This is a genomic window from Fortiea contorta PCC 7126 (genome assembly GCF_000332295.1).
Taxonomy (GTDB): domain Bacteria; phylum Cyanobacteriota; class Cyanobacteriia; order Cyanobacteriales; family Nostocaceae; genus Fortiea; species Fortiea contorta.
Genome location: NZ_KB235931.1, coordinates 514,042 through 524,388, shown reverse-complemented (window position 1 = coordinate 524,388; position 10,347 = coordinate 514,042). Strand labels below are relative to the sequence as shown.

At 44.2% G+C, this 10,347-nt stretch carries 15 protein-coding genes; 13 read left to right on the top strand and 2 right to left on the bottom strand.

The window, feature by feature from the left end:
- The 7 genes from MIC7126_RS31070 to MIC7126_RS0126840 all read left to right on the top strand — a co-directional run.
- Window positions 1–380 (top strand): hypothetical protein (locus MIC7126_RS31070; RefSeq protein ID WP_026100553.1); only part of this gene is annotated, 380 nt, incomplete at its 5' end.
- Window positions 310–1,290: a hypothetical protein gene (locus tag MIC7126_RS0126870; RefSeq protein ID WP_161606870.1), complete on the top strand. Its 981-nt coding sequence runs from the start codon at window positions 310–312 to the stop codon at window positions 1,288–1,290. The genes MIC7126_RS31070 and MIC7126_RS0126870, both read left to right, overlap by 71 nt.
- Window positions 1,291–1,292: 2 nt before the next feature.
- A complete protein-coding gene (locus tag MIC7126_RS0126865) occupies window positions 1,293–2,114 on the top strand; it encodes a hypothetical protein (RefSeq protein ID WP_017656231.1) in 822 nt (273 codons plus the stop codon).
- A gap of 96 nt (window positions 2,115–2,210) precedes the next feature.
- A complete protein-coding gene (locus MIC7126_RS0126860; RefSeq protein ID WP_017656230.1) occupies window positions 2,211–2,792 on the top strand; it encodes a hypothetical protein in 582 nt (193 codons plus the stop codon).
- Window positions 2,792–3,040 carry a hypothetical protein gene (locus MIC7126_RS0126855; RefSeq protein ID WP_017656229.1) on the top strand — a complete coding sequence of 83 codons (249 nt, stop codon included), beginning with the start codon at window positions 2,792–2,794 and terminating at the stop codon, window positions 3,038–3,040. Before MIC7126_RS0126860 ends, MIC7126_RS0126855 begins: the two co-directional genes overlap by 1 nt.
- Complete coding sequence (locus MIC7126_RS0126850) at window positions 3,021–3,419, top strand: hypothetical protein (protein ID WP_017656228.1); 399 nt, start codon at window positions 3,021–3,023, stop codon at window positions 3,417–3,419. Before MIC7126_RS0126855 ends, MIC7126_RS0126850 begins: the two co-directional genes overlap by 20 nt.
- 132 nt (window positions 3,420–3,551) lie before the next feature.
- Window positions 3,552–3,911, top strand: a complete 360-nt coding sequence (locus MIC7126_RS0126840) for a hypothetical protein (protein ID WP_017656227.1) — start codon at window positions 3,552–3,554, stop codon at window positions 3,909–3,911.
- 33 nt (window positions 3,912–3,944) lie between these two features.
- Here MIC7126_RS0126840 and MIC7126_RS29835 read toward each other — a convergent pair whose 3' ends face one another.
- The gene (locus MIC7126_RS29835) at window positions 3,945–4,088 is read right to left on the bottom strand and encodes a hypothetical protein (RefSeq protein WP_238553727.1); all 144 of its coding nucleotides are present in this window, start codon (window positions 4,086–4,088) and stop codon (window positions 3,945–3,947) included.
- 106 nt (window positions 4,089–4,194) lie between these two features.
- On the opposite strand from MIC7126_RS29835, the gene MIC7126_RS0126835 reads away from it, so the two are divergent.
- Window positions 4,195–5,676: a leucyl aminopeptidase gene (locus MIC7126_RS0126835; RefSeq protein ID WP_017656226.1), complete on the top strand. Its 1,482-nt coding sequence runs from the start codon at window positions 4,195–4,197 to the stop codon at window positions 5,674–5,676.
- Here MIC7126_RS0126835 and MIC7126_RS31490 read toward each other — a convergent pair.
- Window positions 5,604–5,795 (bottom strand): hypothetical protein, encoded by a 192-nt coding sequence (locus MIC7126_RS31490; RefSeq protein ID WP_154656041.1) that lies wholly within the window; start codon window positions 5,793–5,795, stop codon window positions 5,604–5,606. The genes MIC7126_RS0126835 and MIC7126_RS31490 overlap by 73 nt on opposite strands.
- On the opposite strand from MIC7126_RS31490, the gene MIC7126_RS30940 reads away from it, so the two are divergent.
- The 5 genes from MIC7126_RS30940 to MIC7126_RS0126805 all read left to right on the top strand — a co-directional run bounded on the left by MIC7126_RS30940 (window position 5,785) and on the right by MIC7126_RS0126805 (window position 10,220).
- Window positions 5,785–6,255, top strand: a complete 471-nt coding sequence (locus MIC7126_RS30940; protein ID WP_154656040.1) for a hypothetical protein — start codon at window positions 5,785–5,787, stop codon at window positions 6,253–6,255. The genes MIC7126_RS31490 and MIC7126_RS30940 overlap by 11 nt on opposite strands.
- Before the next feature lie 68 nt (window positions 6,256–6,323).
- Window positions 6,324–7,349, top strand: coding sequence for a phosphate acyltransferase PlsX (plsX, locus tag MIC7126_RS0126825; protein ID WP_017656224.1), 1,026 nt, complete (start codon window positions 6,324–6,326; stop codon window positions 7,347–7,349).
- Between the two features lie 92 nt (window positions 7,350–7,441).
- A complete protein-coding gene (locus MIC7126_RS0126820; RefSeq protein ID WP_017656223.1) occupies window positions 7,442–8,434 on the top strand; it encodes a beta-ketoacyl-ACP synthase III in 993 nt (330 codons plus the stop codon).
- Between the two features lie 108 nt (window positions 8,435–8,542).
- Window positions 8,543–9,424, top strand: a complete 882-nt coding sequence (fabD, locus tag MIC7126_RS0126810) for an ACP S-malonyltransferase (RefSeq protein WP_017656221.1) — start codon at window positions 8,543–8,545, stop codon at window positions 9,422–9,424.
- Window positions 9,425–9,581: 157 nt separating this feature from the next.
- Entirely contained in the window at window positions 9,582–10,220 is a 639-nt protein-coding gene (locus MIC7126_RS0126805; RefSeq protein ID WP_026100552.1) for a lysophospholipid acyltransferase family protein, read from the top strand.
- The last annotated feature ends 127 nt before the right edge of the window (window positions 10,221–10,347 follow it).

Below are 10,347 nucleotides of genomic sequence, written 5' to 3'. Positions count from 1 at the left end.
AGATGCAGTCTCAACAAAATATTACTTTTACTAAAGCATTAGAGCGAATTGAGCAAGAAAAAGATGCGTTGGGTGAATCCTTGAAAAAAGAGCAAGCTAAAATCGCTTCATCCCCAACAATTGACCCCGCAGAGATAGAAAGATTAAAGCGTGATAATGATCAGAATAAGCAAAATATTAAAACTATTAATCCTCAAATAGGAGATATACAAACACAACTTAAGGAGCAAGATAAGGTGAATGCATCAGCATTATCCAAGCTGGATCAAATATTAGGATTCCTGCCATTTATCCCAGGTAGAGCAGCAGATGCTATTAAACCATCTATCCCCACCCCTACTACAAATACAAGACAAGCTACGAGGGGAGGCGATTTGTGAAAGTGCTAATGGTGGCTGCTTGAACAAAAGTTTTGATGATAATGCCAGTAGAATCAATCAGAATAGTAATCAAAATAAAGCCGATATTCTTGGTGCTGCAAACGCCGCTGCACAGATACCTGAATTGGCTTTATTATACACAATTAATAGCAAGTTGGGCGACCAAGTAAAAGGTGGTATCTCTGGATTTTTGGGAAGATTTAGCGCCTGGAGTGCACTAAATACTGCTGTTAGTTACTTGACGTTGTTTGCCACGATTCATAATGCAGCAATGCTCAGTAGAGATATTGCTCAAACCCTTGGACAATCTCTTGCTAATGTCTTGACTCTTGTGGGGATTAAAGATAGTGAAGGTAATGCGGTTGATGTAGGTAAATTGATTAATTCTGGAATTGAAGGCTTGATTAAAAATGCAATTGGCGCTGAAAATTACACTGCTCTATCTGAAACTTGGAGTAAGGCTAATAGAATTTATCAAGCTTCAGTTAATATATTGAATTCGTTCCAAGGACTAGCTTCAACCATACTTAGCGGACTGGAAATTACAGCAGGTAGAGTCGGGAAGATTGGTAATGCCTTAAGGCAAGCTGGAGAAGTTTTAGAAAGTGCCTATTCATGGATGAATCCTCAGCCAAAATTCAATCGTGTTACTCAAGCTTTAGAAAAACTGCAAGCTGGTGCTTCAACTATTCAGCAAGTGACTCAAGCACCACTAGATATCATCAACGCAACGACAGAATTAACCAACGCTACAACGGAACTGACTAAAGCCTTAAAGGAAGATGACAAACCAGAAAACAAAGGTGCTGACGACCAGGAACCGGAGAAATTAAAGGCAGATAAAGTCGAGCAGAAAACAGCAAGTGCTGGTAAAGAAATAGCAGAGAAAGATTTAGATCCGGATGATTAATTATGTCATTACCTCAAAACTTTAACGAATGGGAACACTTACAAGATACGGTAAGACGCTGGCATAACAAAGCAGTAAATCAATACTTTAGCAAGACACCTGCTGATAGTTTGGAAACCCCTAAAGCCTCTTTAAGAGTTGCTTGCACGATGAAAGATGGTGACACCTCAACCATGACAATGATGAGGATGTGGCTATTTGAAGTTACCGCAGGACGCTTACAATCGGTGCAGGCTCCTGTCTATGGAATTCCCGTCACGGAACATCAAAGAGGCGTTGAATTCAAGCCACAAGTAAAACTTTATTTCAGAGAAAGATTATCTCCCACTTCAGACAGACTAAATCCCGCAACTGGAGAAATTACCTTCCGATTAATGAATGAAACTGGACAATCTTACACCAGGGCGAAAGCGGAAGAGATGGCAAGGGATGTAAAACGAGAATTTGGTGAGCCTATTTTTGTTTGGGATAAGGGAATTTACTATTACTATTACCGGGATTTTGAAAGGGGATACGATTTACGATTGTTGGTCAAATCAAAATCCGAGGGTGAACGCATAGCGAAAAAGGTTTTAGCTATTCAAAATCACCCATTTAATGATGATTTCTCGGACTTCCAACAACACACAAGAACTTATTCTATGAACCCAGGAATTCAAACTATTTACGGACAATCGGTGAAGAAACCAATTAAACGCCCCACAGTAGAAGTTCGCTTTAGATATGCCCAGCTTCTGCTACATGGACGAATTAAAGTCATTAATTTGGTAGCCACACCAGAAGCAGCCTTGAAACAGGTAATTCAGAGACTGAATATCATCTAAAAAAGTTCTGTGGATAGCTATAGTAGTCGATGGTAAATACAAGCTCCAAATTCAGTGCTAGAAAAGGTTACAGACACCCATTGACTCCAAGTATTCATGGCTAAAAGATTTAATAATTTAAAATCTGCATTAAAACTGCTACGCCCTCTAAGTGGAACTGGCGACGCGGTGGATTTAGCAGATACCTCGGCATTAGGATTTTTTCAAGCAGTACAAGCAGGCAAAAAAAAGGTTGAATACGGGGATAGGCCAGAAGGTAGCGAACCAGGAAGCCTTGTACCTTATGCATTAGTGCCGTTTGCAACTCCTGTTAATACTGCTCCAAAAGTTTTAACGGCACTTTCTAAGCGATCAGAAACCGGATTTTCTGCATCCGGGATTACTGCGGCTGACGCGAATATTTCAAAAGAGGCGGCTAACTTAAGTGCTGCTGTTGAGTTGGTGGGATTTGTAGCTGCAAAATGCACGATTCGTGTTGTTGGATCGACCACCGAAACAAAAACCAGTAAACTAACTGGACAGAAATATAAAACCAAGGGCGGCAGATCATACACTTATCCCATTGGTTTTGGAACTGGTGAAGCAGCTAAGGGATTTAAAGATGTCAAAGCAGCGATCGTAGCCAAAGCCAAAAGTAATACTCGCTCGCTATCCTTCATACCAGAAATTTACCGCTAATGATTGAAAGCGTTATAGGGGTAGAAATTCCCCTATATCCTCAAATGACTGAGGATGAAATTGCTCTGAGATTAGAGCAAGAAGAGGCTGCACATTTAGGATTGATGGCTTTTTTAAAAGGTCAAATCACATTTGAGGAATACTTAGATATTCTGGAAATGTGCGAGGTTGATATGGATGATTATGTTCCTAATTTGGAATCCAATTTAATGCTTTTAGAGGCTTTTGATGCTTTCGTCGGCTCTTAATATATCCTCGAATTGGAGACTAATTTATCAGGAGTACAAGCAAGCTCAAGAGGTAGTAGAGAAAGGATACAAGCCGTTACCGTCTTTTGAAATTCCTATTTTATTTGATAGGAAAATTTTGATAGCGAAGACGGTTTCAACTATTCCCTTGGGGAAGCGATGGAAGTGGGCGGGGAATTTAAGGGCTTTTCAAGCTTTTCCCAATGGTGGGGTTAATGCACAAAAATCTGAAATAGCTATATTTTCTCTGTATCTGAATCGCTCCAAGCTGATTTTGCTGCCTAACGTAGCAAGTAATTTTGAATTAGTGCTGTCTGACGCATTTTGGCTAAGAGACTTGCAGCTAACAATTTATGAATTTATTGGCGATGCCGATTAAAGTTTCTGTTTCACTAGAAATTCGTATTGCTCAAAAATTTTTGCAAGTTAGTGTAGTGGGATATATAGTTTCATCTCTGTAGCGATCCACTTAGCGTCTTGCAGTGCGATCGCTTTTTTTATTAATTGAATCATGAAATCAGAAATCAACAATACTCTGACTATTATTTCTGGATTATTAATATTAGCTGGTGCAGTTTATCGGCTATCTCAAGTTGAGGCTAATATTAATGCCAAAATATCTCAAACGAAAAATGATTTACTTACAGCTATCGATAATTTAAACGATACTTTAGTTGACAAACTGTATGCGACTGACAAAAAGCTAGATGTACATCTAACTGAGTACGGCGAAAAAAAAGTATTTGTTGAGTATCGCCTTAATGATGCTGACAAGAAGATTGAACACAAATTTAACCGTCTTGCCAACTGGATTAAGCAGATAGCGGTCTTTCTTGGCAAGGATTTTCAGATCCGCGATGACCAGTTTTAATTCACTGGGGATTCACAAGGTCAGAACTCGAAATTAAAGCGATCGCACAATTACGCGATTTGTGCCGGAGATATGGGGAGGTGGGGTGATGGGGTGATGGGGAGGTGGGGAGAAAAAGAATTTATGCTGACGCTTGCTATCTTCTCCTTCCTCCCACACCTCCCACACCTCCCACACCTCCCCCTCCTCCCACACCCCCCACACTTCCCATTCCCTCTCCCCAATACATAAACATATAATTTTAAGCAATACTGGTACAAGAAGATTTACACAAAATACAAAAATGATAATTCGACCGAGTGATACGCCTCTTTTAGAGTGGGCAGGGGATACGTTGGCAATTGGATTATTTGAAGATGCTGTAGAGTTAACTGGGGAACTGGCAACTTTAGATGAAAGGTTGGCTGGTGTTTTAAAAGAACTGATTGCGGAAGAGGAATTTAAAGGTAAAGCCAATAGCAGCATTTTCACTAGGGTAGCTGCAGGTAGTTTGATTAAAAAAGTTATTTTAGTCGGTTTAGGTAAAACAGAAGCTTTGAAACTAGATACCTTACGACGTACGGCGGCTACTGTGGCTAGGGTAGGGAAAAAGCTAAAGAGCAAAACTCTAGGGCTGAGTTTACCTCTGGGGAATCATCAAGCGGATGCAGCAGCTCAAGCGATCGCTGAAGGTATACAATTAGCACTCTACCAAGATATTCGGTTTAAATCAGAACCTGAAGATAAAGGAACACAATTAGAAACCGTAGATTTACTGGGGTTATCTGGACAAGAAGCGGCGATTACTCGCGCTGATCAAGTCGTTTCTGGAGTAATTTTAGCTCGGCAGTTGGTAGCAGCCCCAGCAAATGAAGTCACACCAATTACTTTAGCCGAAACAGCTCAAGCGATCGCTAACGAACACGGCTTACAACTAGAAATCCTGGAACGAGAAGACTGCGAAAAACTAGGTATGGGCGCATTTTTGGGAGTCGCCCAAGCATCAGACTTACCACCTAAATTTATTCATTTAACCTACAAACCAAACGGCACACCCACACGCAAGCTAGCAATTATTGGTAAAGGTTTAACCTTCGACTCCGGCGGACTCAATATTAAAGGTGCTGGTAGCGGGATTGAAACCATGAAAATTGATATGGGTGGTGCTGCGGCGACATTAGGTGCAGCCAAAGCGATCGCCCAAATTAAACCCGACGCTGAGGTACACTTTATTTCAGCCGCCACTGAGAACATGATCAGTGGTAAAGCCATGCACCCAGGAGACATCCTCAAAGCATCCAACGGCAAAACCATCGAAGTCAACAACACGGATGCTGAAGGACGTTTGACTTTAGCAGATGCTTTAGTATTTGCTGATAAATTGGGATTAGATGCGATCGTAGACTTAGCCACCTTGACAGGCGCTTGTGTTGTCGCCTTGGGTGAAGACATGGCAGGATTATTTACCCCTGATGATGCTGTCGCCTCCCAGCTAGAAAAAGCAGCCCAAAGCTCAGGCGAAAAGATTTGGCGAATGCCGATGGAAGAAAAATATTTTGAGGGGCTGAAATCCGGACTAGCCGACATGAAAAACACAGGCCCTCGTGCCGGTGGTTCAATTACAGCTGCTCTTTTCCTCAAACAATTTGTCAAAGACACCCCCTGGGCACATTTAGACATTGCCGGGCCAGTGTGGGCAGATAAAGAAAACGGCTACAACAATTCAGGCGCAACAGGTTTCGGCGTGCGGACTTTGGTTAACTGGGTATTGAGTCCAGTGGAATAGTGAGTGTGGGGAGTGTGGGGTGATGGGGTGATGGGGTGATGGGGTGATGGGGTGATGGGGTGATGGGGTGATGGGGTGATGGGGTGATGGGGAGTAAATTTTGAGCCTTTGAACCTCAAGCGTGAGCCTTTGAACCTCAAGCGTCAGCCTTTGAACCTCAAGCGTCAGCCTTTGAACCTCAAGCGTCAGCCTTTGAACCTCAAGTGTGAGCCTTTGAACTCGAATCGTCAGCCTTTGAACCTCAAGTGTGAGCCTTTGAACCTCAAGTGTGAGCCTTTGAACCTCAAGTGTGAGCCTTTGAACTCGAAGCGTCAGCCTTTGAACTCGAATCGTCAGCCTTTGAACTCGAATCGTCAGCCTTTGAACTCGAATCGTCAGCCTTTTAGCCTGAAACTTGAATTTCAAAACTCAAAATATCCTGCTCAGAACCCAAAGCTTCCTCCACCTCCCACACCTCCCACACCTCCCACACCTCCCACACCTCCCACACTCCCCACCTCCCCATCTCCCCACCTCCCCATCTCCCACACTCCCCATCTCCCCACCTCCCCATCTCCCACACTCCCCAATGCCCCATAATTTAAAAGTGGCGATTTTTGGGTAAAGCCATCTGGTAAAATTTGTAATGTTTCTAGAAGCTCTAAGCAATGGGATCGACTTGCGTACGGATCGCAATTGACGCAATGGGAGGGGATCATGCACCCGGTGAAATCGTTGCTGGCGCACTGCGAGCACGGGAAGAATTGGGTGTAAAAGTTTTATTGGTGGGTGATCCCCAACAAATAGAAGCTGCCCTACCACCAAAAACTAATTTAGGGCAGCTGGAGATCGTACCTGCAGAGGATGCGATCGCTATGGATGAGGAGCCTTTAACTGCCATTAGGCGGAAACCCAAAGCTTCCATCAACGTAGCAATGGATTTAGTTAAGCAGCAACAAGCAGATGCAGTCTTTTCTGCCGGACATTCAGGGGCAGCAATGGCATCGGCTTTACTCCGCTTGGGCAGATTACCGGGAATTGATCGTCCGGCAATTGGGGCAGTCTTCCCAACAATTATTGCAGGCAAACCAGTAATCATACTCGATGTCGGTGCAAATGTTGACTGCCGTCCTAAGTTTTTAGAACAATTTGCCATCATGGGGTCGGTTTATAGTCAGTATGTACTGGGTACAAACGACCCCAAGGTTGGTTTATTAAATATCGGTGAAGAAGAATCTAAAGGCAATGATGCCGCAGTGCGCGCTCACCAATTGCTAAAGGAAAATTCTCAAATTAATTTTATTGGGAATGCTGAAGGCCGTGATGTGCTTTCAGGCAACTTTGATGTGATTGTCTGTGATGGTTTTGCAGGCAATGTTTTATTGAAGTTTGCCGAAGCCGTGGGACAAGTGATTTTGCAAATCTTGCGGGAAGAATTACCCCAAGGATTGCACGGTCAAATTGGTACAGCACTCTTAAAACCTAACCTGAAGCGCATTAAACAGCGAATGGATCACGCAGAGCACGGCGGTGCTTTGCTTTTAGGTGTTGCTGGCATTTGTTTTATTGGTCATGGTAGCTCACAAGCACCCTCAATTTTTAATGCTATTCGTATGGCAAAAGAAGCTGTAGATAATCAGGTTTTGCAACGCATTCAATCCCCAGATCAAACCCTACAGCGTGAGAGTAGTTAACCATTAATCATTTGTCATTTGTTTTCTCGCAAATGACAAATGACTTTTGACAAATAACAAAGAAACAACGCTGATAGCGAGTGAGGGTAGGAGTGCAAAAATTAGGCATAGCAATTACAGGAAGTGGTTCCGCTCTACCAGAAACTTCCCTAGACAACCAGACACTCAGCACATTGGTGGAAACATCAGATGAGTGGATAACCACAAGGACAGGAATTTGTCAACGGCGTTTAGCAATGCCGAGCGAGTCATTAAGCAATTTGGGGGCGAAAGCGAGTATGCAGGCGATCTCTTCTGCCGGGATCACGCCAGCAGACATAGACTTAATTATTCTCGCCACCTCCAGCCCAGATGACTTATTTGGTAGTGCTTGTCAAATTCAGGCGCAATTGGGAGCAACCAAAGCAGTAGCCTTTGATTTGACAGCTGCCTGCTCCGGCTTCGTATTTGGACTAGTCACAGCAGCCCAATACATCAGAACAGGAGTATATCAAAATGTACTGTTGATCGGAGCAGATATCCTCTCCCGTTGGGTAGATTGGCAAGACCGCAGGACTTGTGTACTGTTCGGTGATGGTGCTGGGGCAGTAGTATTGCAAGCTAACGAGAGCGATCGCTTATTAGGATTTACACTTAAAAGCGATGGCACTCAAAACCATTACCTCAATCTTGCCTATCAACCCTCCTCCCAAGAACTACTACCCGGCGTCAACATCGGTCAAGGAACTTACCAGCCTATCACCATGAACGGCAAAGAAGTATACCGCTTCGCCGTTCAACGAGTGCCAGAAGTAATTGATAAAGCCTTATTTCAAGCAAACCTAACCGTTGACCAAATAGATTGGTTACTCTTACACCAAGCCAATCAGCGGATTCTTGATGCCGTTGCTCAACGCCTCAACATCCCCCAACATAAAGTTATTAGTAACCTCGCCAACTACGGTAACACCTCCGCCGCCTCCATCCCCATCGCCCTAGACGAAGCAGTACGACAAGGTACAATTCAACCCCATGACACCATAGCTGCAGCCGGTTTTGGTGCGGGTCTGACCTGGGGCGCGGCAATTTTTCAATGGGGAAGATAGGGGATGTGGTGACGGGGAGATGGGGAGGTGGGGAGATGGGGAGATGGGGAGATGGGGAGGTAGGGACTTCTCAGTCAAAAATAATAAATGACAAATGACAAATGACCAATGACTAAAACTGCATGGGTGTTTCCCGGACAAGGTTCTCAAGCCCAAGGTATGGGAGTAGATTTATTAGATATACCCTCAGCTCAAGATAAATTTGCTCAAGCTGAGACTATTCTTGGTTGGTCGGTGACAGATGTGTGTAAAAGTGATATCGAACAACTATCACGCACGCTTTACACCCAACCTAGTCTTTATGTTGTAGAAACCATTCTCGCTGACCTGCTTCGGGAACGGGGACACAAACCAGATTTAGTTGCTGGTCATAGTTTGGGTGAATACATCGCTCTTTATATCGCCGGCGTTTTTGAGTGGTCTGCGGGGTTACACTTAGTCAAGCGCCGAGCCGAACTCATGGATAGCGCCTCAGGTGGGATGATGGCGGCGTTGATGAATTTTGACCAAGAACAATTAGCAAAAGTCATTGCACAAACACCAGATGTAGTCTTGGCTAATGACAACAGCCCCGCACAAGTGATTATTTCTGGCACCACTGAGGCTGTGCAAGCGGTGATGTCACAAGTTAAATCAAAACGAGCTATTCCCCTGAAAGTTTCTGGCGCCTTTCACTCGCCCTTAGTCGCCACCGCAGCCACAGAATTTCAAGAAATTTTGGAATCTGTGACATTTCAGCCTGCAGTTGTTCCAGTATTATCTAATGTGGAGCCGCTGCCATCAGTTAACCCAGAGGAGTTAAAACAACGCCTCATCAAACAGATGACCGGCTCAGTCAGATGGCGAGAAATTTCCTTACAACTACCAGCCAACGGTATCGAGCGAGTTGTGGAAATTGGCCCTGGTAATGTCCTCACTGGCTTGATTAAACGTACCGTTTCTAATCTAACCTTAGAAAACGTGCGTACTGCTGCTGAATTACCTAGTTAGGGGTTAGGGGTTAGAGGTTAGGGAATAGAGAATAGGAAGGGTAGGAGGAGGGGGAATATTGTTGCGGAAGCGTAAATTCTTTTTCTCCCCATCACCCCACCACCCCATCACCCCATCTCCCCATCTCCCCACACTCCCCACACCCACCTCTCCCTTTATGAGCCGAAGCCGCGAACCATTGCTCAGTCTGGCGCTGTATCACGCTTTTAAGTGGTCAGTTATTAGTCCTATGCTGCATACTTACTTTCGAGTTCAGATTCACGGTGCGGAAAATGTACCGCAATCTGGGCCTTTGTTGGTAGTGAGTAATCATGCTAGCTATTTTGATCCGCCGATTATCTCTAGTTGTGTGCGTCGCCCGGTGGCGTATATGGCTAAGGAAGAATTGTTTAAAGTTCCCGTCTTGGCCCAGGTGATTGAGTTATATGGTGCTTACCCAGTGAGTAGAGGTACAGGCGATCGCGCTGCTATCCGTTCTGCCCTAGAATGTATAGAAAATGGCTGGGCTGCTGGTGTTTTCTTGGAAGGTACTCGGACTCCAGACGCTCGGATTACAGACCCGAAACGAGGAGCATTATTGGTAGCAGCCAAAGCAAATGTACCCATATTACCAGTGAGTTTATGGGGGACTGAGAAAATTTTACAAAAAGGCTCGCCAATCCCGCAAGCTGTTCCCATCACTGTGAGAATCGGTAAATTAATTGACGCTCCTGGTTCCACTCGTAAGGAGGAATTACAGCAGTTGACACTTGATTGTGCAGCCATAATTAATCGGATGCATGATTTAGGGCGGTGATTTCCACAGGCTGGAAGTATGCTTTTGGGATGTTGCGATCGCCTTTGTCTTCCTTTAAGCTGATTGTGAGCAATAGGGTTGTTATTTGTGCAAACAAAGGTAATTTATTACCCGTTCACCATTCTCC